Here is a 22,477-nt window from a genome sequence, read left to right on the forward strand (position 1 = left end):
CGTTCCGGGGGCTCGAGGCGACGATGTGAAGGAGATCTGCATAACCTCTGAAGTTCGCGAGGGGAGGAGCGAACACGTGAACGAGTCGAAGGGGCACCTGTGCCCGGAGTGCGGAACGCCCAGGGCGGCCGACAACACCCCGTCCTGCGGCTGCACCCGACGAGCGTCCGACGCCCTGCGCGACGCGCGCACGGCGGAGGCGGCAGCGGCGGAGGACTTCGATCCGCTGCGGATACGCCCATATGTGGAACTGGAGCCGGACGGGGGGCCGGAGCCGGAGCTCGAAGGCGAGCGGGAGCAGGGGCTCGCGCCCGGAGGCGAGCGCCAGCCAGGGCCGGGGCCCCAAGGGGAGCGCCAGCCAGGGCCGGGGCCCCAAGGGGAGCGGCAGCCAGGGCCGGGGCCCCAAGGGGAGCGGCACTCGAGGCCTGAAGGAAAGTCGGACGCGGTACCGGGTGCCAGAGCGGGAACGCCGGATGCGGTACCGGGTGCCAGGGCGGGAACGCCGGATGGCACGACAGGGATGCCGGACGACACGGCGGGCGGGAGAGGCGGCAGGGCTGGAGTGCGCGGTGACGGGGGTGGAGCGCCGGGTGGCACGGCGACGTCGCCCGGCGCCGCGCGTGACGGGCTGCCTACCGCCCCGCCAGCTGCCTCGACCGACCTGGACGCCACCGCGGCGCTCCCCCGCGTAGACGCGGGCACCGAGGGCCGCGACCCCTGGCCCACCGTCCGAGGCCACGCCACACCCACCACACCGAACACCGACTCGTCCCACCTGGACGCCACCACTGCGCTCCCCCGCATGGACACGGGCACCGAGGAGCGCGACCCCTGGCCCACCGTCCGAGGCCACGCCACACCCACCACACCGAACACCGACTCGTCCCACCTGGACGCCACCACTGCGCTCCCCCGCATGGACACGGGCACCGAGGGCCGCGACCCCTGGCCCGCCGCCCGAGGCCACGCCACACCCACCACACCGAACACCGACTCGTCCCACCTGGACGCCACCGTCACGCTGCGCGCCGTGGACCCGACGTCCGCTCCTCCCGGGGCCGAGGCGCCCTCCGCGCAGGCCACAGGCGACGCGACCGCCGCGTTACCCACCATGAACGCGACAGCCGCACCCCGCGCCGCCCGCGTGACCGACACTCAGCGCGCCGCCGACGGGCCGCCCGCCGCAGGGCCGAACGGTGCCTCGGGTGCGACCCGCCCCGCCACCGTGCCCGGCGCATCCGACGCGACCGCCCTGCTCCCCACCGCCGACACCGCAGCAGCGCGGCCCGCCGCGGATCCGACCGGCACGCCGGGAGCAACCACCGCCGGCAATCCGGACCCAGACCGCCCAGCAGCCCACGCAGCAGACCGCGCGGCAGCCCACACACCCCCCTCGCGGCCCGCAGCCGACCCGCCGGGCGCAGCCGATGCCACCACCCTGCTGCCCGCCGCAGGCACGCCGCGTACGTCTCCGGCCGCAAGCGCGTCCCCTGCACGCCCCGCCGCAGGCACACCTGCCGCGCCGCCCCTCGACGCGACGTCCGTGCTGCCGACCCCCTTGGCGCCCCCGGCCACTGCTCCCAGCGTCAACGACCTGCGGATGTTCGACGCGGGCAGTGCAACGGGTGGTGCAAATGGCGGTACGGGCGACGACGCCGGGACCGTCGGATACCTGCCGGTCGAGGGCGATCGGCCTACGCGTCGGCGTCGCCGGACCGCTCTGCTCGCCGCCAGCGGAGCCGTCGTCGCCGTGGTGGCGGCCGCCGGGCTGGCCAGTGGACTGTTCGCGTACGAGACGCCCGCACGGGAAGGCGCCCCGCCGGAGGACGTCCGGGCGGCCGTTCCGGACACCTCGACCAGCGCGGCGTCGGTGTCCCCGGACACGGAGAGCGCGTCGGCGCCACCGACATCCGCCGCTCCACCCCCGACCAGTGCGAGCTCCTCGCCCTCCTCGTCGCCCTCGACGTCCGAGTCCAGCGCCTCGCCGAGCTCGTCCGCCTCCACCCCGACAGGGAGCCCGACGAGCACCGCCGACGGCGGCACCGACGCGGGGTCGGAGTCGGGCTCCGCCTCCGAGGAGGGGGTCGCGAACGGCGAACAGGGCGTCCCCGTCCTACGCCGAGGCGACAGCGGTCCCGAGGTCACCGAACTCCAGGAGCGCCTGCACCAGCGATTCCTGTACAACGGCGAGGTCAACGGCGACTTCAGCACCCAGGTCGAGGAAGCGCTGCGCAACTACCAGTGGTCCCGTGACGTCGGCACCGACAACCTCGGCGTCTACGACCTCGAGACCCGCGCCGCGCTGGAGAAGGAGACCTCGGAGCCGTAGGCCCGCCGGCTACTCGGAGGAAGGGACCGGCCCTGGCCGACGAAGGCGGCGGTCAGGCCGAAGAACGGGCCGGCCCGCCGGACGTGCGAGCCCGCCTGGCCGAGGAACGGGCCGGCCCGGCCGACGTGTGGAGCCCGCCTGGCCGACGAATGGGCCGCTCTGGCCGACCAATGAACCGGACCTGCCGACGTGGGGAGGCCACCTGCCCGACGAATGGGCCGGGCCGGCCGCCGAATGGGCCCGTCCGGCCGCCGAAGAAGCCGGTCCAGCCGACAAATGGGCCGGTCCAGGTGCGGAAAGAGCCCGTCCAGGCGCGAAAAGAGCGTCCAGGCGCGAAAAGGACCGGTCCAAGCGCGGAAAGCGCCGCCCCTAACCGACGTACAGCCTGATCGTCCCGTCCCCCGCCGACTCCACCCGCACCTCCGTCAGGTCCCGCACCAACGCGTCCGGCCGGTGGACGCCGGCCCTCGGGCCGACTCCGACGACGCGCATCCCGGCGTCGCGGCCGGCCTGGATGCCGGCGGCGGAGTCCTCGAAGACGACGCAGTCGGCGGGGGCCACGCCGAGTTCCGCGGCGCCCTTGAGGAACCCCTCGGGGTCGGGCTTGCTCGCGCCGACGGACTCGGCGGTGACGCGGACGTCGGGCAGACCCAGCCCCGCCGCGGCCATGCGCGCGGTCGACAGCGGGACGTCGGCGGAGGTCACCAGGGCGTGCGGCAGCCCGCGCAGGGACGCGAGGAACTCCGGCGCGCCCGGGATCGCGACGACCCCGTTCATGTCCGCGGTCTCCTCGGCGAGCATGCGCGCGTTGTCGGCGTGGTTGTGCTCCATCGGGCGGTCGGGCAGCAGCAGCGCCATCGAGGCGTAGCCCTGTCGGCCGTGGACGACCTTCATGACCTCGCCCTCGTCCAGCCCGTGCCGTTCGGCCCAGCGACGCCAGATCCGTTCGACCACGGCGTCCGAGTTGACGAGCGTTCCGTCCATGTCCAGCAGGAGAGCGCGGGCGGTGAGCACGGTGGGCGCGACGGGGGCCGTCATCGGCAGCTCCAAGGCACGGTGGCGAGGGGGCGCCGGGGTGTCTCCCGCTGTCCCCCGGAGGGACAAGGTGGCCCCGCCCGCCGGTCAGGGAGAACGAGCGGGAGCCACTTTGTTTCTTCACGGTACAAAACAAGTACGGCTTCCCGCTACCGTCTCCCGAAACAGTTCACACACCGTTCAGCTCAGCGGGCGGACCCGCGGCACCCGACCCACGGACCGTGGCACCAACCCACGGACCGCGGCGCCCACCCCCACGGACCCCCGCCGCTCAACCTGGCGGACACGCACGGCCCCCAACCGGCAAACCCGGACGGCCTTGACCGGCGAACCCGGACGCCCCTCAACCGGCCGCCGCCTCCCACAGGCTCCACACCCCGAGCCCCAGCATCAGCACCGCCGCGATCTTGGTGATCAGCCGCAGCGGCACCCTCTTCATCAGGGCCTTCCCGCCGACGATGCCGAGTCCGGCCACCGCCCACAGCGCGAGCACCGCACCAAGGCCGACGGAGATCGGGTCGTCGTAGCGGGCCGCGAGGTTGGCCGTCATGATCTGGGTCAGATCGCCGAACTCGGCGACCAGGATGAGCATGAACCCCGCGCCGGCGACCTTCCAGAAGGACTGGTTCTCCGGCTTGCGGATCTCCGCGTCACCGTCGGCCTCGTCCTTCGTCCTCAGCAGCACGGCCGCGCCGCCCAGGAACAGCACACCCGTGATCGCGTGCACGATCTGCTGCGGCAGCAGGGTCAGCACGCTGCCGGCCGCGACGGCCAGCACGACATGCAGCGCGAAGGCCGCGGCGACGCCCGCGAAGACATAGGAGGCGCGGTAGCGGGTGCCGAGGACGAGACCGGCGAGCGCGGTCTTGTCCGGCAGTTCGGCAAGGAAGACGACGCCGAAGACGACCGCCGTCACGGTGAAGCTGATCAAGGTTCCTCAATCGGTCGGGGCCGCCCCACCGAGAGTGCTGAGCCTTTCGAAGAGTTTCGAGTTCGAGTCTTCGAAGCGACACCTCGGCACGGCAGCGCACTCATCGCCCGTACCGGGACGGCACGGGCAGGCACTGCTTGCCGAAGGTCTCGCTGGCCGACCTCACGATCAAAGGATCGGAACGATCAAAAGATCCGAACGACCCAAAGGATCCGAGGTCCACCTCCGGGCGCCGGCTCAGACGAGCTGAGCAGTATGTCGACGGGTCCGGCGAAGAGCTACTCCCCTTCTGCGCCGTCCATCGTACGCGAAGCCCTCACGTCGCATGCCTTGTCGTGTCATGCTCACGTCACTAACTTCTCACCGTACGCACATCTCCCCGCAATGCGGAGTCGCGAGCATGTCCTCGCTCGCACTCCAACACCCCCACACCCCAAGGGAGTTCGCATGCCGAAGTTCTACGCGCGTCGACGGATCAGCATACTCGCGGCGCTCACCGGAGTCATGGCTTCCGTCGCGCTGTTCAACGGCCCGACCGCCTCCGCCGCCCTCCCCACCCCGGTCAGCGCCGCCACCGCCCGCACCTACCTCGCCTCGCTCACCGTGGCCACCGAGAACCGCACCGGCTACGACCGTGACCTGTTCCCGCTCTGGATCACCCAGTCCGGCACCTGCAACACCCGTGAGACGGTCCTCAAGCGCGACGGTTCGAGCGTCGTCACCGACTCCGCCTGCGCCGCCACCAGCGGCAGTTGGTACTCGCAGTACGACGGCGCCACCTGGACCGCCGCCTCCGACCTGGACATCGACCACCTCGTCCCGCTCGCCGAGGCCTGGGACTCCGGTGCGAGCGGCTGGACGACCGCCCGGCGCCAGGCCTTCGCCAACGACCTGACCCGGCCGCAGCTGATCGCCGTCACGGACAACGTCAACCAGGCCAAGGGTGACCAGGACCCGGCCACCTGGATGCCGTCGCGCACCGCCTACCGCTGCACCTACGTCCGCGCCTGGGTCCAGGTGAAGTACTACTACGACCTCTCGGTCGACTCGGCCGAGAAGAGCGCGCTCACGAACTACCTGTCGAGCTGCTGACAGCTGCCGACGAGCTGCTGGCAGCTGCCGGTCGCTGCTTTCGCGAATCTCTGACGCATCTCCGACGCCCGTCCCGTGCACCGCTCACACAGGATCCGCACACCGGGATTCCCGAACCGTGATCCCCGGAACCTCCCCGACCACCTCCGTCGTTCCGTACCGTACGGTGCGACGGAGGAGGGCGATCACGTGGCGGGACTGCGCCTGGGACCACTGCTGAGGTATGTCGACGGCTCGTCCGCGACCGTGTGGGTCGAGACGAGCCGTCCCTGCGCCGCCGAGGTGCGCTGCGCGGACGGAACCGGCGGCGAGGCCCGCTCCTTCCAGATCGAGGGCCATCACTACGCCCTCGTCCCCGTGACCGGCCTCACCCCGGGCACCACGCGGTCCTACGAGGTACTCCTGGACGGCAAGCGGGTGTGGCCGCTGCCCGACTCCCCCTTCCCGGACTCCGTCATCCACACCCCGAGCGAGGGCGCCCCCGTCCGCGTCGCCTTCGGCTCCTGCCGCTGGGCGGCGCCCCCGTCCGGCGAGAAGGACCCGGTCGGCCCGGACGCCCTGGACACCCTCGCGACCCGGATCGCGGCCGACCCCGACGGCGAACGGCCCGACGTACTGCTGCTGTTGGGCGACCAGGTGTACGCCGACGAGACCTCCCCGGCGACCCGCCGCTGGCTGGCCGCCCGCCGCGACCTGAACGACCCGCCGGGCAGCGAGGTGGCGGACTACGAGGAGTACACCCACCTCTACTACGAGTCCTGGCTCGACCCCGAGGTCCGCTGGCTGCTGTCCACCGTGCCCAGCTGCATGATCTTCGACGACCACGACGTCATCGACGACTGGAACACCTCCGCCGCCTGGCTGCGGGACATGCGGGAGACCGGTTGGTGGCAGCAACGGCTGATGAGCGGCCTGATGTCGTACTGGGTGCACCAGCACCTGGGAAACCTGTCGCCAGACGCACTGGCCGCCGACCCGCTGTACGCGACCGTGCTCGGAGCTCCCGACGGCACCGACGCGCTGCGCACCTTCGCCGCCGAGGCCGACGCCGACGCCGCGTCGGTGCGCTGGAGTTACCGGCGCGACTTCGGCCGCGTGCGGCTGCTGATGGTGGACAGCCGGGCGGCCCGCGTCCTCGACGAGCAGAACCGCTCGATGCTCCACCCCGGCGAGGAACTCTGGCTGCGCGAACAGGCGCTGGACTCACGGGAGTCGTACGACCACCTCCTCATCGGTACCTCGCTGCCCTGGCTGCTGCCCCACCTGGTGCACGACGCCGAGGCGTGGAACGCGTCGCTGTGCCGGGGCGACAAGGGCGCCCGCTGGGCCCGCTTCGGCGAGGACCTGCGCCGCAAGGCCGACCTGGAGCACTGGGCGGCCTTCCCGGCGTCCTTCGACGCGCTGGCGGCGTTGATAGCCGAGGCCGGTTCGGGACCGGACGCTCCGGCCACCGTGCTGGTGCTGTCCGGAGACGTGCACCACGCGTACGTGGCCGAGGCGAAGTGGCCTTCGGAGGCATCTTCCGGGGCACGTTCGGGGACAAGTTCGGGCACACCGGACGCCCGCGTCCTCCAACTGACCTGCTCCCCCGTCCACAACTCCATCCCGCTGTCGATAAGGCTCGGCTTCCGCTTCGGCTGGAGCGCGGTGGCCAGGACCCTCGGCCGGCGCTTCACCCGGCACGGCGGCTGCGGCCGGCCGGCGGTCAGCTGGCGGAAGACGGGCGGTCCCTGGTTCGGCAACCAGCTCATGACACTGACCCTGCGCGGCCGTTCGGCCCGGCTGCGACTGGAGCAGGCACAGGAGACGCGCGGGGCGAAGCCCCGGCTTGAGACGGTCGTGGAGTCCGAACTCGTCCCGTAATCGACGTGTTGGGCCCGTTTGTTGTGCCCGTGACCCGTGATGCTCGTGACGCGCCCCACAGTCCGTACCCCCGGGGGTCGGCTCTGGCGGCAGCCGACGGCATGATGAGGCGGACGGTCCACTTCCAGCCACCCCACGAGACCTCTCCGTCCTCCGCCCCCACCTTCCAGCCTCCGCCGAGCCGTATCCCCGCCACATCCCCGCCGTCCTCCGTCGTATCCCCGCCGCCCCACCGCCGACCTCTCCGCCGCAGCTCCGCCGCGAACGAGCCCCGTCACGCGCCCCACACGCCCGGGAGTACCTCTTGCCCGCACCGACCACGGACCACGTGCCCGTCTCCGTCGCCCTGGTCGGCGCGGGGCCCCGTGGCACCAGCGTCCTGGAGCGCCTCTGCGCCTCCGCACCGGAACTCCTCCCGCCCGACGCCCGGCTGACGGTCCACGTCGTCGACCCGGCGCCGCCCGGCCCCGGCCGCGTCTGGCGGACCGCGCAGTCGTCCGAGCTGCTGATGAACACCGTGGCCTCGCAGGTGACCCTGTTCACCGACGACAGCGTGGACTGCTCGGGACCGATCCGGCCGGGCCCGAGCCTGCACGAGTGGGCGGACGGGGCGCTGGGCCCGGACGACTACCCGACCCGCGCCCAGTACGGCCGGTACCTGGAGTGGGTGTTCGCCCGGGCGGTGCGGGAGGCGTCGTCGGAGCTGCGCGTCGAGACGCACACGGCACGCGCGGTACGGCTGGACGACGCGCCCGACGGCCGTCAGTCCCTCACCCTCGACGACGGCCGGGTCCTGTCCGGTCTGTCCGCCGTCGTCCTCGCCCAGGGCCATCTGCCGGTCGTCGCGGACCCGGCACTCCGGCGGCACTCCGCGTACGCCGAACGCCACGGCCTGCGCCACATCCCGCCCGCCAACCCGGCCGACGTGGACCTGTCTCCCGTCGCCCCCGGCGAACCGGTGCTGTTGCGGGGCCTGGGCCTCAACTTCTTCGATCACATGGCCCTGTTGACGACCGGTCGCGGCGGCCGGTTCATCCGCGACGGCCGGGAACTGCGCTACATACCGTCCGGCCGCGAGCCGCGGCTGTACGCGGGCTCGCGGCGCGGTATCCCCTACCAGGCGCGCGGCGACAACGCCAAGGGTCCCTACGGCCGTCACCTCCCGCGGGTCCTCACCGACGACGCGATCGCCCGCTTCCGCAAGCGCGCCGACTCCGGCGAGGCCCCGGACTTCCTCGCGGAGATATGGCCGCTGGTCGCGAAGGAGGTGGAGACGGTCTACTACGAAGGCCTCGTCGGGGACAGCGAGTTCGGCGCCACCGAGCTGTGGGCCACCAAGTTCGGACCCACGACCTTCCGGGATCGCTTTCTCGCCACCGCGCACGGCAGCCCCGAGGAGACCGCCGTGCTCGACGAGTTCGGCGTGTCCGAGACGGACCGCTGGTCCTGGGACAGGATCTCCCGCCCGTACGCGGAACGGGCCTTCCCCGACCCCGACGCCTGGCGGGAGTGGCTCCTTGACCACCTGCGCGAGGACGCCGCCCAGGCCGCGCTCGGCAATGTCGCCGGTCCGCTGAAGGCGGCCCTGGACGTACTGCGCGACCTGCGCAACGAACTGCGGCAGATCGTCGACCACGGCGGACTCGCGGGCACCTCCCGCCGGGACCACCTGGACCGCTGGTACACCCCGCTCAACGCGTTCCTGTCCATCGGGCCGCCCCGGCGGCGCATCGAGGAGCTGGCCGCGCTGGTGGCGGCGGGGGTGGTGGAGGTGCTCGGGCCGCGTCTCGAGGTCCGCGAGGAGGACGGGGCCTGGGTGGCGCACTCCCCCGAGGTGCCGGGTTCCGGCGTCCGCGTGAGCATCCTCATAGAGGCGCGGCTCCCGGAGCCGGACCTGCGGCGGACCGCCGACGAGTTGCTCGCCCGACTGCTGAAGACCGGCCAGTGCCGACCGCACCTGGTGGACGGCTACGAGACCGGTGGATTGGACGTCACACGGCGCCCCTATCGCCTGATTGACCGTCAGGGGAGCGCCCACGCAAGGCGGTTCGCCTTCGGGGTTCCCACGGAGGGCGTGCACTGGGTGACCGCGGCGGGGGCCCGGCCAGGTGTGGATTCGGTCACGCTTTCGGACGCGGATGCGGTGGCGAGAGGCGTCCTACGTGCAGTGGCAGGCGAAACACGAGGGGAAACAGAGACAAAGTCATGGCCAAATGTTGAACTTGCAAGCATTGATTAGGCGCACCTAACGTGGGTCCTCCGCTCGGTTCCGTCCCCAGACCGGTCCCTCCCCGGACCGGCCTCACCGAAGGAGTGCCCCCCACCATGACCGGACGCCTCAACAGCGCCCAGCCGTACGTCCTCGGCCTGTTCCGCATCGTCGTCGGCCTGCTCTTCGCGTGCCACGGCGCCTCCTCGCTCTTCGGCGTCCTCGGTGGCGCCGACGGCAACGGCGCCACGGTCGATGCCGGCACCTGGCCCAACTGGTACGCGGCCGTCATCGAACTGGTCGGCGGCTCCCTCGTGTTGCTCGGCCTGGGCACGCGCGCCGCCGCGTTCATCTCCTCGGGCTCGATGGCCTACGCGTACTTCAAGGTGCACCAGCCCAACGGCCTGTGGCCGATGGAGAACAGCGGCGAGGGCGCCGCGATGTTCTGCTGGGCCTTCCTGCTGCTGGTCTTCACCGGCTCCGGCGCCTTCGGCCTGGACCGGCTGTTCGCCAAGCGCTCGGCCGCCTCGGAGGACCCCGCCAGGCAGCAGTCTCCGGTGGCTGCCTGACCCGGCCGGACCTGCCGGACTCACCCGGCACCACGGCGTCCGTCCCGCTTGGGACGGACGCCGTTCTGCTGCGCGTTCCGGACTCCTCCCGGAACGCGGCAGCCGCGTGAACGCGCTGTGCCGATCACACGAGCCCCCGGTGAACGGGCCGTCACGCCCCAGGCGTACGCTGTATGGCTGTTATGGGCCGCCCCTGCCGCACCCCCGCGACGCCCGCGGCGACGCAGCACGGCCGACCACAGGGGATCACGGGGGATCAGGGGGAGTCGCGGTGTTCGAGAGTGTGGGGGCGTTGATCGGCAGTCCATGGATCTATGCCATGGTCGCGTCGTCGGTCCTCCTGGACGTGTTCCTGCCGGTCCTGCCGAGCGGCGTCCTGGTCATCACGGCAGCCACGGCGGCGGCCGCCGGCTCCGGCGCGGCGACCGGCCAGGTACCGCACGAGGTGCCCGACATCCTGGCGCTGATCCTCTGCGCGACCACCGCGTCCGTACTGGGCGACCTGGTTGCCTACCGCCTGGCCTGGCGCGGCGGCGAACGCCTCGACCGCGCGATCGCCCGCTCGCGTCGGCTGAGCAGCGCGCAGGAACGTCTCGGCACGGCCCTGGCACGTGGCGGCGGCGCCCTCGTGGTCCTCGCCCGCTTCGCCCCGGCCGGCCGCTCGGTCGTCTCCCTGGGCGCCGGAGCCGCCCACCGGCGCGCCCGCGACTTCCTCCCCTGGTCCGCGCTGGCCGGCTTCTCCTGGGCCGTCTACAGCGTCGCTCTCGGCTACTTCGGCGCCCAGTGGCTGGGCACGACCTGGCTGGCGACGGGAGTGTCGGTCCTCGCGCTGTTCGGCGCGGGCGCCGGGGCGGCGTACGTGATGCGACGGCAGCCGGAGGCGGTGGAAGTGCCGTAACGCGCGCGTGCCGTAAGGGGCGGCGCGGGTACAGCGCGTGTGCCGTAAAGGGCGGCGGACACAGCGCGCGGCAGGCCGGTGTGGGGGCAGCTCGCAGCGGGGCCGGCCTGCGTCCCGTATCCAGCCCCGGAAGCGGATCAAGCCCCGCGCACCCGGGATCGACCCGCGCTACCCCGCCCGCCGAGCGGCAACTCCCCGTACCTCAAGACCGGCCAGCAGCTCGGCCGTGGCCTCGGCGATCACATCGACGGCTCGGTCGAACACCTCCTCGTTGTGCGCGGCAGGCGCCCGGAAGCCGGACACCTTCCGCACGTACTGCAGGGCAGCGGCCCGAATGTCCTCCTCCGTCGCCTCTTCGGGCAGGACGGGCGGACGGAGTGTCTTGATGCTTCGGCACATACCCCCAGTCTCGCCCCTCGGACTGACATCTGTCCGCGCAACCCCGCCCCTGCGATGATCACCCGAGGCGGCCACCACGAAGGGGCCGACCGACGAGAGGATCCCCACCATGGCGCACGAAACGGCGAGCGATACGGCGAGCGGCACCGTGAGCGACACCGCACCGGACCTCACCGTCGCCGTCCTGGGCCCCGGCGGCACCGGCGGCCTGCTCGCCGCGCTCCTGGCCAGGGCCGGCCACCGCGTGATCTGCCTGGCCGGCGCGGAAACCGCCGACACCCTGCGTACGGCAGGAATCCAGGTCCGCAGCGCACGGTACGGCGACTTCACGGCCCGGGTGGAGGCGGACACCGCCCTCCGCGAACCGGTCGACGCGTGCGTGGTCGCGGTCAAACACACCTCGCTGGACGCCGCCCTCGACCGGGTCCCGCCCGCCACACCCGGCGACGGACTGCTCGTCCCCCTCCTGAACGGCGTCGACCACCCGGCGGCCCTGCGCGCCCGCTACCGTCCGGACCGTGTCGCCCCGGCCGTCATCCGCGTCGAGTCGACCCGCGTGGCCCCGGGAGTGATCGAGCACACCAGCCCGTTCGCCGAGGTGGACCTGGCGGGCGACGGGGTGCCCCGCGAGCGTCTCGACGCCCTGGCCCAGGCGCTCACCGCCGCCGGTCCGGCCGCCCGGGTGCTGGCCGACGAGACGACGGCCCTGTGGGCGAAGATGTCGTTCCTGGCGCCGTTCGCCCTGCTGACGACCCGTTACGGCCTCCCCGTCGGCGACATCCGCACCCGCCACCGCGAGGAGCTGACCGCCCTGGTGGAGGAGACCGCCGCGATCAGTGCCGCGTGCGGCGGCCCGGCGGATCCGGCGCAGGCGCTGGCCCGCTACGACGCCTTCCCGCCCGCCATGAAGTCGTCGATGCAGCGGGACGCGGAGGCGGACCGTCCACTCGAACTCGACGCGATCGGCGGGTCGTTGCTGCGCGCGGCGGAGCGGCACGGGGTGCCGGCGCCGGTGACGGCCCGTGTGGTCGCGGAGTTGAGGAACACCGGCCACTGAGCGGACTCCCCGCCCGGCCGATTTGCCGGAACGGCAAGAACGTTGGCGGCGGCTCCGGCCCCGTCGCAGGATCGTCGTACGAGCAGCCGTAGCACCGCCGCGGTTTCGCCCTGCCGGTGCTCCAGACGTACGGAGGACGACGTATGCCGCAGCCGGACCCCCAGCCCACGGACGCCATCCACCGCCTGATTCCCGGCCCGGCCGGCCGGATCCACCTGGTGGAGCAGGGCACGGGGCCGCTGGTCCTGCTGCTGCACGGATTCCCGGAGTCCTGGTACTCGTGGCGGCACCAGCTGCCGGTGCTGGCCGCCGCCGGGTACCGCGCGGTCGCGGTGGACGTGCGCGGATACGGGCGCTCCTCGAAGCCGGACGCCGTGGACGCGTACCGGATGCTGGACCTGGTGGCGGACACCGTCGCCGTCGTCGAGGCGCTGGACGGGCGGCCCGCGGTGGTCGTCGGGCACGACTGGGGCGCGACGATCGCCGCGCACAGCGCCCTGGTACGACCCGACGTGTTCCGCGCCGTCGGCCTGCTGAGCGTCCCGTACACCCCGCCCGGCGGCCCGCGCCCCACCGAGATCTTCGCTCAACTGGGCGGCGGTAAGGAGGAGTTCTACGTCTCCTACTTCCAGGAGCCGGGCCGGGCCGAAGGGGAGATCGAGCCGGACGTACGCGGCTGGCTCGCCGGTTTCTACGCCGCCCTGTCCGCCGACACCATGCCCGCGCCCGGCGCCCCCGACCCGCACTTCGTGAGCCCGGGCGGCACCTTGCGCGACCGGTTCCCCGACCGCGCGCCCGCCTGGCTCGGGGAGCACGAACTGGGCTTCTACGCCGGGGAGTTCGAGCACACGGGCCTGACCGGCGCGCTGAACCGGTACCGCGCCATGGACCTCGACTGGAAGGACCTCGCCGATTACGCGGGCGCGCCGATCACCCAGCCGTCCCTGTTCCTCGGCGGCTCCCTGGACGCCTCGACGACCTGGCTGTCCGACGCGATCGAGGCCTTCCCGACCACCCTGCCCGGCCTGCACGCCTCCCACCTCCTCGCCGGCTGCGGCCACTGGATCCAGCAGGAACGCCCCGAGGAGGTCAACGGCCACCTGCTCGACTGGCTGGAATCGTGCGGCCGCTCCGCCGGCGGCGACTCCGGCCGGTGAGGACTGAGCCGTCCGGTCACATCCGTACGCATGAACCTCCCGAAGCCACTCGCCACCCAAAATCGAACAGGCGTAGCATTGTGCTGTGGCAACGACCTATGACTTTCCGAGTGACCTCCTGGCCGGTCAGGAGGAGCTGCATCAGGTCCGGGCCGAGCTGTCGGCCCTGCTCAAGCGGCTCCCCTGGTCGGTCGAGCCGCTGGACGGCTTCAGTGACGCCAACGGCTGGCGCAAGGTGGAACGCCCCGCCTCCCCCGGCTGGACGGCCGACGAACAGGCCGAGGTGGAGAAACTCCGGCAGCGCGAGCACGAACTCGCGGTCTTCGTCAGCTGCCACCGCTTCTGGGCGGAGGTCGCCGCGGCGGAGCGCGTGGAGGCCCGTACGAGGCTGAAGCACGCGCACGGGGCTCGGGGGATCCCCGACGAGGAGAAAGCCTGAACCGCGAGGTCCTGAATCCTGGAGGTCCTGGACCGAGAAGGTACTGAACCGACAAGACCCCGGCCGTGATCGGCCGGGGTCTTGTCCTGGTGTGGGCGCGGACGGTTTCGAACCGCCGACATCCTGCTTGTAAGGCAGGCGCTCTACCCCTGAGCTACGCACCCGAGACGAGTCGACAGCCTACCCTGCTCGGGGCGCTGTCCCGCAAACCCGTATCGGGGCCGGTCCGCGACGGCCGTGTGCGGGGGTTAACCCCCCTGGGAATACGGGAGTGCGCTGGATCCCGCGGCAGGTCCTGGCTCCGTACGGTCAAAGGGCGAAGAGCGGAGAAGAGCGGGCGCGCGGAGCGCCGGCCGAGCCTTCGTCAGCCGTCCCAGGGGGAATTCGTCATGACCCGTTCCGTTGTCGCCCGAACCGTCGCCGCCGCCGGTGTCGTCACGCTGCTCGTCGTGGGGGCCGCCGCCTGTGGTGTCTCCGCCGGGGACGACAAGGACCCCGAGCACCGGTCCTTCGCGCTGCAGGGACGCACGCTCACCGTCGACTCCGACGACTCGGCGCTGGAGATCGTCGCCGCGGACGACACCCCGGCGGGCAAGATCGAGGTGACCCGCTGGTTCCGGGGCAAGGTCGCCGTCGGCAAGGATCCCAAGGTCACCTGGTCCATGCGGGACGACCGGCTGACGCTGCGGATGAAGTGCACCGGAGTGGTCGCCGACTGCGCCGCCCGCCACCGCATCGAGGTGCCGCGCGGAATCGCCGTGAAGGTCGTGGACGGCGACGGCAGCGTCCGGGCCCGGGGCTTCGAGGACGCCCTGAGCATCCGTACCGGAGACGGCTCCGTACGTGTCACCGACACCACCGGACCCCTGGAGCTGCGCACCGGCGACGGGTCGATCCGCGCCGTGGTCTCCTCGCGCAAGGTCAGCACGCGGACCGGCGACGGCTCGGTGCACCTCGAACTCGGCTCGGTACCGGACCTGGTGGAATCCCGCTCCGGAGACGGCTCCGTCACGGTGACGCTGCCCCGTGCCACGTACCGCGTGACGACCCGGACCGGCGACGGCGGAGTGGACGTGTCCGTGCCGCGGAGCGACTCCAGCTCGCACAGGGTGTCCGCGGAGACCGGCGACGGCAAAGTCACGGTCCGAACCGCGAACTGACCGGCCCGTGTGTTCGTCCTTAACCGGTGGGAGAATGACACTGGGCAGGACGGAACACAGCACGGGAGAGGGATGTGACGGCGACACCACCGCAGTCGGACTCGCCGTTCGTGCCGGGCGCACACAATCCCGTGCGGCTCGCGCACCATCCCGAGCCGGGACACCATCCCTCGCCGGGTCACCATGCGGCGCGATCCGCACACGAGCCCGTAGCGGCCCCACACGCCCCCGTACCGGGCGCACACCCCCTGCGGCTCGCGCTCCGCGACACCCTCACCCTGGTCGGTCTGCCCCTCCTCGCCGTGCTCGCGCTGCCCGCCACCTTCGCCGGCGGCGGCACCCGGCGCTGGTTCGGCGGGCGCGTGGAGAGCCAGCGGGCCGAGGCGCAGGCAGCGAAGGACGCCGCGGCGGCCGCGTTCTACGAGCTGGACACCGCCCAGCGCGACCTGCGGATCTCGATCGAGACGATCAGGGCCGTCGACGACTCCCCGGCCGCCCGGCGCGCGGTCTCCGACTTCGACGCGCTGGGCCGGCGCATCGACGAGACCAGCCAGCGCTACATCGAGGCCGTCGACGCCCACGACCTCGACCGGGACGACCTGGAGGCGTCGGTCGCGGCACACGCGCGTACCGAGCTCACCAAGGCCAAGGACGACCTGACCGGCGTCAAACGGGAGCTGGACCGCTTCGGCGACAGCCTCGGGCCGCTGCTCGGCAAGGCGGAGACGCAGCTGGCCAGGCTGGCCCCGGCGGTCGAACGGGCCCGGCAGGGACTGCTCGCCGCGTCGAACGCCCTGGACGCGGTACGCGGGTCGGGGCTGACGGCGGACGACCTGGCGGCACGTCTCGCCGCCCTCGCCCCCGAGCTCACAAAACTGAACCAGGGCGCCGGACAGCACGGCGTGCCGGAGACCCTGGAGCGCGCCGAACGCGTGGCGCGGGAGGCCGAGGCGGTCCGGGTGGAGGCCGAGCGGCTGCCCGAGCGGGCCGCCGAGATCGACCACCGGCTGGTCTCCCTGCGCACCCGTGCCCAGGCCCTCACCACCCGCGCGGGCCAGGTCGAGCCGGTCCTGAGCGAGCTGCGGCGGCGTTTCACCGCCGCCTGCTGGCAGGACCTCCAGCACGTCCCGGAGCAGGCCGCGGACCATGTGGCGCAGGCCGAGCAGAAGCTGCGGGAGGCCCGCGCCGCCCGTGACGCACAGCGCTGGCCGGACGCCACCGCCCTGCTGTCGACCGTTCGCGCGCTGCTGAACACGACCGACGAGTCCGTCTCCGCCGCCGGTGACCGGCTGCGCCGTCTGAACGCCGTCCAGAAGGATCCCCAGCAGGAGATCGACCGCACCCGCTTCGCCATCCGGGACGCCCAGCGCCTCGCCATGGCGGGCCGCAACACCCCCGACCCCCGGCAGGCCCGCCCCCTGGACGACGCGGTCGCCCGCCTGGAGCGGGCGATCGGCGCCCTGGAGGGCCGCCACCCCGACTACTGGCACTTCCTCACGGAGACGGAGGCGGTGCGGCAGTCGGTGGCGCGGGTGGTCGCGCAGATCCGCGAGGAACGCGGTTCTGCGACGCCGTAAGGCGCGCGGGCTGTATCGACTTGCGGCTCCGCCGCGTGGGCGCGAACCGGCCAAGGTGGTGCCGCGGACGAAAAGCGGCACCACCGGCGGAGCGCCTAGCTGCGGTAGCCGTAGTACGCCGAGTTCGGGTACGACGCGATCAGGCTCGACAGCGACCGACGGTAGGTGTCGGTGTCGTGGTAGGTCAGGTACGGGACACCGCTGGAGCTGCGGTACGTGGTCATCATGGAGTGGTCCTTCGACCCGTCCTTGTCGAAGTCCACCTGAAGCACGTCACCGAGGTCCATCTGGTACGCGTTCGGCAGCGCGGTCGTCCGCTTGGCGGTCTGGGTGAACCAGGACCACTCGTTGACGCCGATCCAGGTGTCGGATTCGCTCGTCTTGGAGTACCAGGTGCCGTAGTCCTCTGTGGAGCTGGTGACCTGCTTCCAGCCGCCCGCGAAGAGGGACTGGCTGAGGAAGTTGGTGCAGTCGCCGCCGGAGCTGTTGTAGCGCCGGTAGGCGGAGTTGTAGTTCTTCCAGTACTTCTCGGCGTACGTCGCCATCGCCGCGTAGTTGTACGGGGTCGTGGTGGCGAGGTTCTTGGGCTTGGACGGGGCGGGGTAGACGGTCGCCGACTTGGGCGCGTCGATGACGGCGGTCGGGCGGACGGCGGCCGCCGTGGTGGCCGGGGCGGGCTGGTTGACGGGGCGGGGGCCGCGGTCGGTGAGCCGTTCGCCGGTGAGCTGCCAGGTGCCGTCCCGGCGGGCGGCGAAGGTGAGTTCGTGGTGGGCGGTGAAGCCCGTGGTGGCGGGTTCGTCGCCGCGTATCTTCGCGTACGTCAGCGTGGTGGCCTCGGTGACCTGGACCGTGGCCGTGCCGCCGCTCAGGCGGGTGCTGTCGACGGTGACCGTGGTGTCCGCGTCGGTGTAGGCCTCGCCGAGCGCGGCGAGCCGCGAGCGGGTGTTCTTCAGGGAGGTCAGGGCGGTGTTCTCGGTCGTGGCCTGGGCGGCGGCGAGCTGGACGCCGCCGGTCGCCTTCAGGACCGTACGACCGGACGAGGAGCCTTCGAGCAGGGCTGCCGTGCGCTCGGTGAGCAGGGCGTCCGCGGCGCGGCCGAACGCGTCGGTGGTGGCCGCGGTCAGGACGGGGGCCGGGGTGCCGGCCGCGTGGGCGGCGGTCATGGGGAGCAGGGCGGCGGAGAGGGCCGACGCGACCACGGCGGCACAACGGGTTCTGCTCGTGACGGACTTGCTTGATCTCACTGGATGTCTCCTTGACGCGGGGGGTGGTTCAGCGCACGACCGTCGACCAGTCGGGGGACTGCGCGGGATCGAGTCCGCGCAGGCTCGCCAAGGTCTCCGGCTTCTGCACGTCCAGCCAGTCGGCCAGCTCCTTGAAGGACACGCACTTGACGTCCTTCTTCGTGCAGACGTTCTTGATGACCTGGTCGACGGCCTTCATGTAGATGCCGCCGTTCCAGTCCTCGAAGTGGTTGCCGACGAACAGCGGGGCCCGGCTGCCGTAGTACACGCGGTTGAAGCCGGACATGTAGGACTCGACGGTCTGTTGTTCCCACTGCGGGTAGTCGGCGGGGTTGCCGTCGGTCTCGCCGTCGGACTGGTTGTAGAGGAAGTTGAAGTCCATCGAGAGGCCCTGGTACTTGCCGCCCTCGTAGGGGAGCATCTGGAGCGGGAAGTCCCAGACGCCGTTCTTCTTGGCCGGCCATATCTGGAAGTCGCCGGAGGAGCTGGCGTCGTAGCGCCAGCCGTAGCTCTTGGCGGCCTTCAGCAGGTTCTTCTGGCCCTCCAAGCAGGGCGCCCGGCCGCCGGCGACCGCCTTCTTGAAGTCGAAGGGCAGCGGGTCGATGTCCTTGTAGCCGGTGTTGGTCTTCCAGTTCTCGACGAACGAGTAGAACTGGTCGATCTCGCTCTTCCACTCGGCGACGCTCCAGTCACCGCCGCCCTTGTCACCGCAGAAGTGACCGTTGAAGTGGGTGCCGATCTCGTTCCCGTCCTCGTAGGTCCTGCGGAGCTGTTCCAGCGTGGTGCGGATGTGGTCGCCGGTCGCGAAGTCGATGGCCGCGGAGCCCACCGGGTGCTGCGGCGGCCGGTAGAGCTTCGCCTTGTCCTTCGGGAGCAGGTAGATACCGGTGAGGAAGAACGTCATATGGGCGTCGTACGTCTTCGCCAGCTCCCGGTAGTGCGAGAACAGGCCGTCGCTGCCCTCCAGCGCGCCGTCCCAGGAGAAGACGACGAACTGCGGGGGCTTCTCACCGGCTTTGAGCGGCTTGGCCTTCAACTGCCCTTTCTGCGGGCCGGTGTAGGAGGTGGAGCCGTCCCCGAGAACCTTGGTCTTCCCGTCCCACTCGGGTTTCGCGGTCTCCTTCGGGGCGGCCTCGGGGGTCCTGGCCGTTCCGGCGGAGGCGGTGGGCGCGGTGTGGTCCTGGCGGGTCAGGACCAGGGAGCCCCCGACCAGGGAGGCCACGACGAGGAAGGCGGCGAGGGTCAGGACCTCCGGGCTGGCCCGGCGGCGGGGGCGCGATCTGCGGCGCCTGCCGGTGGACGTCTTCATGCGAGGCATGCGGTACTCATTCTGCGCGTGGGGTGCGGGGTGGGGGGGCGGTGCGGGTCTCGAAGGTCAGCCGAGGCCCATGGCGCCCGACCAGACGGCGTACGGGACGCTGTCGGCCGAGCTGCCGGCCAGGCCCTCGAGCGGCAGCGGCTCGAGGGACTTGGCCAGGTCCATGCGGTAGACGACGACCGCGGTCGACACGGACGCGGCGGTGCCGGCGTACCAGGCGGCCTTGTCGTCCTCGGTGGTGCCGGGCTTCCCGGCGGCGTCGAGGGCGGGGACGGTGGGATGGGCGGCGCGCAGGGAGTCGGTCAGCGCCTGGGACACCTCTTCGGCCACCTGGGCGCCGACCGCCCGGCGCGCGGTGGGGGTGTTCAGCCGGACCGTCGAGCCGTTGCGGGTGATACGGCGCACCGAGTACGGCTCGGTGTGCTTGCCCGCCGCGGCGAAGGTCGCGTAGCCGCTCGCCATCCGGATCGCGCTCGGTGTGGAGCTGCCCACGGACAGCGCGGGCACCTGCGGCCCCATGCTGGAGGCGAGCAGCCCGGCCGCCTCGGCGGTCCTGCTCACCTTGTCCAGGCCGGTGTCCATGCCGAGTTGCATGAACGGCGTGTTCACGGACGCGGCGAGCGCCTTGCCGAGGGCGATCTGCCCGTACGACCTCCCGCCGTCGTTGCGGGCGGCGACCGTCTTGCCGCCGCGGTCCCAGTACGGCCCCTCGGGCGTGGTGACGGGGACACCGTCGTCGCCGTCGTAGAGGGTCTGCGGGGTGACCGGCGTGGCGGGACCACCGCGTGTCTTGTGGACCCCGTGTTCGAGACCGGCCGCGTAGACGAACGGCAGGAATGCCGAACCGGCCTGCACGGTACTGGCGTTGGACTCGTTGTAGCCCTGCGTACGGTGGTCGGGTCCGCCGTGGACGGCGAGGATCCGGCCGTCGGTGGCGACGGAGGCGGCACCGTAGTGCACGGTCTTCGCCGCTTTCGGGTCGTCCTTCCTCGCCCGCTCGCGGGCCTTGGCCACGGCGTCGGTGAGAGCGGCCTCCCGCTTGCGGTCGAAGGTCGTGTAGATCTGGTAGCCGCCGAGGTCGAACTGCTTGTCCGAGATGTGCGCGGACTTCTTGGCGTACTGCTGCGCCAACTCCACCAGGTAGTCGCTCTGTTTGCCGGTGTCGTAGACGCGGGCGGACTTGAGCGGTTCGGGGAACGTCGTGTACTTGGCCCGCTCGGCCGGCGACAACTTGCCGATGTCGACCATCCGGTCGAGGGTCCAGGACCAACGCTCCACGGCCCGCTGGTGGTTGGCCTTGCCCAGGGTGGGGTCGTACAGGCCCGCGCCCTTCAACAGGGATGCGAGGAACGCGGCCTGACTGGCGTTCAGGCTGGTGACGTCCTTGCCGTAGTAGGCCTGCGCGGCGCGTTGGATGCCGTACGTGCCGCGGCCGAACCAGCTGGTGTTGAGGTAGCCCTCCAGGATCTGGTCCTTGCTCATCTGGTTGTCGAGCTTGAGGGCGATCATCGCCTCGTTGAACTTGCGGCCGAGGGTCTGGTTCTGCGTCAGGTAGACGTTCTTGACGTACTGCTGGGTGATGGTCGAGCCGCCCTCGGTGTCCCCCTCGCCGACGCTGCGCCACAGCGCGCGGGTCAGACCCTTGAAGGAGATGCCGGGGTCGGAGTAGAAGCTCTCGTTCTCCGCCGCGAGCACCGCCCAGCGGACGTCCTCGGGTATGTCCTCCAGCGGCATCGCCTGCCGCCGCACCCAGCCGGTGCGGGCCATGGGGGTGCCGTCGGACCAGAAGTAGACGTTGTCCTGCTGGGTGGCGTAGCTGTTCAGGTTCTCCGGTACGTCCGTGGCCGCGTAGGCGGCGCCCAGGAACAGCCCGGTCATGCCGACGGAGGCCAGGGCGACCCAGAGCGACTGGCGCGGGGAGGGGACCCAGCGGCGCCAACCGGTGCGGCCCTGCCGCGGGTAGGCGGGGCGGAGGCGGCGTAGCGCCGTCCACGGGGGCCGCTTCGACGCGGCCCGTCGACGGCGCGGGCGGCGATGGTCAGTCGGCCGGCCCGTGCCCTGTGCTGTCCCGGTCACGACCAAAAACTACCAACGATCTTCGCAGTTTCTTCATATAAAAAGTTGACCGGAACAACCACATACCGACCGGTAGGGAACATGACGACCTTGAGACGTTGGTCACACCCCTGTCGCGACGCGCGCCCGGATACCCTGATCGCATGCCTCGCTACGAGTACCGCTGCCGGACCTGCGGCGACACCTTCGAACTGAGCCGTCCGATGGCCGAGTCCTCCGCTCCCGCCGCCTGCCCCTTGGGCCACGACGACACGGTGAAGCTCCTGTCGACGGTGGCGGTCGGCGGCGCGGCCTCCGCCCCGGCGGCCGCGCCCCGGGCGAGTGGCGGTGGAGGCGGCGGCTGCTGCGGCGGGGGCTGCTGCGGCTGACGGCCGTTCGGGCCGGGCCTCCTCAGGTTCCCTTCAGCCAGGATTTCCTACCGTGCCCGCATGACAGCGATCGCAGCGCGGACGACCACCGACGGGGGTGCGGCCCCGCAATGGGTCAACGACCTCATGGACACGCTGGGCGCCCCCGGCGCTGGCATCGCCATCGCCCTGGAGAACCTCTTCCCTCCGCTGCCCAGCGAGGTGATCCTGCCGCTCGCGGGTTTCGCGGTCGGCAGCGGGCGGATGGGCCTGCTCGCCGTCCTGCTGTGGACGACGGCGGGTTCGGTGGTCGGCGCGCTGGCGCTGTACGGGGTCGGTGCGCTGCTCGGGCGTGACCGCACGGTCGCGATCGCGGCCCGGCTGCCGCTGGTGAAGGTCGCGGACATCGAGAAGACCGAGGCGTGGTTCCTGCGGCACGGCACCAAGGCGGTGTTCTTCGGCCGGATGATCCCGATCTTCCGCAGCCTGATCTCGGTGCCCGCGGGCGTCGAGCGCATGCCACTGCCGGTGTTCCTCGGCCTGACCACGCTGGGCAGCGCGATCTGGAACACCGCCTTCGTGCTCGCCGGGTACGCCCTGGGCGACAACTGGGCGCAGGTCACGTCGGTCGTCTCCGCCTACTCGAAGATCGTCCTGGCCGTGGCCGTCGTGGCGGTCCTGGCGTTCGTCGGCGTACGTCTGCTGCGGCGACCGGGACCGGGCCGTCGCGGGCGGGGCGGCCGGGGACACGCGGCCTGAAGGCCACCCCCTCCGTGG

19 protein-coding genes and 1 tRNA gene are annotated in these 22,477 nt (G+C 71.9%); 13 read left to right on the forward strand and 7 right to left on the reverse strand.

Going from position 1 to position 22,477, the window contains the following annotated elements; all coding sequences use genetic code 11:
* The first annotated feature begins 520 nt into the window (after positions 1–520).
* Complete coding sequence (locus OHA64_RS14225) at positions 521–2,329, forward strand: peptidoglycan-binding protein (protein WP_405612843.1); 1,809 nt, start codon at positions 521–523, stop codon at positions 2,327–2,329.
* Positions 2,330–2,698: 369 nt separating this feature from the next.
* Here the strand turns inward: OHA64_RS14225 and OHA64_RS14230 are convergent, their stop codons facing one another.
* Both OHA64_RS14230 and OHA64_RS14235 read right to left on the reverse strand, forming a co-directional pair.
* A complete protein-coding gene (locus OHA64_RS14230; protein WP_405612845.1) occupies positions 2,699–3,367 on the reverse strand; it encodes an HAD family hydrolase in 669 nt (222 codons plus the stop codon).
* A gap of 340 nt (positions 3,368–3,707) precedes the next feature.
* Positions 3,708–4,295: a TMEM165/GDT1 family protein gene (locus OHA64_RS14235; protein WP_405612847.1), complete on the reverse strand. Its 588-nt coding sequence runs from the start codon at positions 4,293–4,295 to the stop codon at positions 3,708–3,710.
* A 447-nt stretch (positions 4,296–4,742) separates the two neighbouring features.
* Here OHA64_RS14235 and OHA64_RS14240 point away from each other — a divergent pair, with 447 nt between their 5' ends.
* The 5 genes from OHA64_RS14240 to OHA64_RS14260 all read left to right on the forward strand — a co-directional run bounded on the left by OHA64_RS14240 (position 4,743) and on the right by OHA64_RS14260 (position 10,926).
* The gene (locus OHA64_RS14240; RefSeq protein ID WP_405612849.1) at positions 4,743–5,387 is read left to right on the forward strand and encodes an HNH endonuclease family protein; all 645 of its coding nucleotides are present in this window, start codon (positions 4,743–4,745) and stop codon (positions 5,385–5,387) included.
* A 189-nt stretch (positions 5,388–5,576) separates the two neighbouring features.
* Positions 5,577–7,250, forward strand: coding sequence for an alkaline phosphatase D family protein (locus tag OHA64_RS14245; protein WP_405612851.1), 1,674 nt, complete (start codon positions 5,577–5,579; stop codon positions 7,248–7,250).
* A gap of 304 nt (positions 7,251–7,554) precedes the next feature.
* Positions 7,555–9,489, forward strand: a complete 1,935-nt coding sequence (locus tag OHA64_RS14250; protein WP_405612853.1) for an FAD/NAD(P)-binding protein — start codon at positions 7,555–7,557, stop codon at positions 9,487–9,489.
* Between the two features lie 86 nt (positions 9,490–9,575).
* On the forward strand, positions 9,576–10,028 hold the full coding sequence (locus OHA64_RS14255) for a DoxX family protein (protein ID WP_405612855.1): 453 nt from the start codon (positions 9,576–9,578) through the stop codon (positions 10,026–10,028).
* 271 nt (positions 10,029–10,299) lie between these two features.
* Positions 10,300–10,926, forward strand: a complete 627-nt coding sequence (locus OHA64_RS14260; RefSeq protein ID WP_405612857.1) for a DedA family protein — start codon at positions 10,300–10,302, stop codon at positions 10,924–10,926.
* A gap of 168 nt (positions 10,927–11,094) precedes the next feature.
* Here OHA64_RS14260 and OHA64_RS14265 read toward each other — a convergent pair whose 3' ends face one another.
* Positions 11,095–11,325 carry a DUF2277 domain-containing protein gene (locus OHA64_RS14265; RefSeq protein WP_405612859.1) on the reverse strand — a complete coding sequence of 77 codons (231 nt, stop codon included), beginning with the start codon at positions 11,323–11,325 and terminating at the stop codon, positions 11,095–11,097.
* 109 nt (positions 11,326–11,434) lie between these two features.
* Between OHA64_RS14265 and OHA64_RS14270 the strand changes: the two genes are divergently transcribed.
* From OHA64_RS14270 to OHA64_RS14280, 3 genes are all read left to right on the forward strand, one after another.
* Positions 11,435–12,382, forward strand: a complete 948-nt coding sequence (locus tag OHA64_RS14270) for a ketopantoate reductase family protein (protein WP_405612861.1) — start codon at positions 11,435–11,437, stop codon at positions 12,380–12,382.
* Between the two features lie 143 nt (positions 12,383–12,525).
* Positions 12,526–13,539: an alpha/beta fold hydrolase gene (locus tag OHA64_RS14275; RefSeq protein ID WP_405612863.1), complete on the forward strand. Its 1,014-nt coding sequence runs from the start codon at positions 12,526–12,528 to the stop codon at positions 13,537–13,539.
* An 85-nt stretch (positions 13,540–13,624) separates the two neighbouring features.
* The gene (locus tag OHA64_RS14280; protein WP_405612865.1) at positions 13,625–13,978 is read left to right on the forward strand and encodes a hypothetical protein; all 354 of its coding nucleotides are present in this window, start codon (positions 13,625–13,627) and stop codon (positions 13,976–13,978) included.
* Between the two features lie 92 nt (positions 13,979–14,070).
* Here the strand turns inward: OHA64_RS14280 and OHA64_RS14285 are convergent.
* A tRNA-Val gene (locus OHA64_RS14285) sits at positions 14,071–14,142 on the reverse strand.
* A gap of 225 nt (positions 14,143–14,367) precedes the next feature.
* On the opposite strand from OHA64_RS14285, the gene OHA64_RS14290 reads away from it, so the two are divergent.
* Both OHA64_RS14290 and OHA64_RS14295 read left to right on the forward strand, forming a co-directional pair.
* The gene (locus tag OHA64_RS14290; RefSeq protein WP_405612867.1) at positions 14,368–15,138 is read left to right on the forward strand and encodes a DUF4097 family beta strand repeat-containing protein; all 771 of its coding nucleotides are present in this window, start codon (positions 14,368–14,370) and stop codon (positions 15,136–15,138) included.
* Positions 15,139–15,212: 74 nt separating this feature from the next.
* Positions 15,213–16,715 carry a hypothetical protein gene (locus OHA64_RS14295; protein WP_405612869.1) on the forward strand — a complete coding sequence of 501 codons (1,503 nt, stop codon included), beginning with the start codon at positions 15,213–15,215 and terminating at the stop codon, positions 16,713–16,715.
* 95 nt (positions 16,716–16,810) lie between these two features.
* On the opposite strand, the gene OHA64_RS14300 is transcribed toward OHA64_RS14295, so the two are convergent.
* The 3 genes from OHA64_RS14300 to OHA64_RS14310 form a co-directional block, all read right to left on the reverse strand.
* Positions 16,811–17,959 carry an amidase domain-containing protein gene (locus OHA64_RS14300; RefSeq protein ID WP_405612871.1) on the reverse strand — a complete coding sequence of 383 codons (1,149 nt, stop codon included), beginning with the start codon at positions 17,957–17,959 and terminating at the stop codon, positions 16,811–16,813.
* 28 nt (positions 17,960–17,987) lie between these two features.
* Positions 17,988–19,268, reverse strand: a complete 1,281-nt coding sequence (locus OHA64_RS14305; protein ID WP_405623972.1) for a hypothetical protein — start codon at positions 19,266–19,268, stop codon at positions 17,988–17,990.
* Positions 19,269–19,334: 66 nt separating this feature from the next.
* Positions 19,335–21,353: a transglycosylase domain-containing protein gene (locus OHA64_RS14310; protein ID WP_405612873.1), complete on the reverse strand. Its 2,019-nt coding sequence runs from the start codon at positions 21,351–21,353 to the stop codon at positions 19,335–19,337.
* Between the two features lie 143 nt (positions 21,354–21,496).
* Between OHA64_RS14310 and OHA64_RS14315 the strand changes: the two genes are divergently transcribed.
* Positions 21,497–21,721, forward strand: coding sequence for a zinc ribbon domain-containing protein (locus tag OHA64_RS14315; RefSeq protein ID WP_405612875.1), 225 nt, complete (start codon positions 21,497–21,499; stop codon positions 21,719–21,721).
* Between the two features lie 60 nt (positions 21,722–21,781).
* On the forward strand, positions 21,782–22,459 hold the full coding sequence (locus OHA64_RS14320) for a DedA family protein (protein ID WP_405612877.1): 678 nt from the start codon (positions 21,782–21,784) through the stop codon (positions 22,457–22,459).
* The last annotated feature ends 18 nt before the right edge of the window (positions 22,460–22,477 follow it).

Source organism: Streptomyces sp. NBC_00076 (genome assembly GCF_045041235.1).
Lineage (GTDB): Bacteria > Actinomycetota > Actinomycetes > Streptomycetales > Streptomycetaceae > Streptomyces.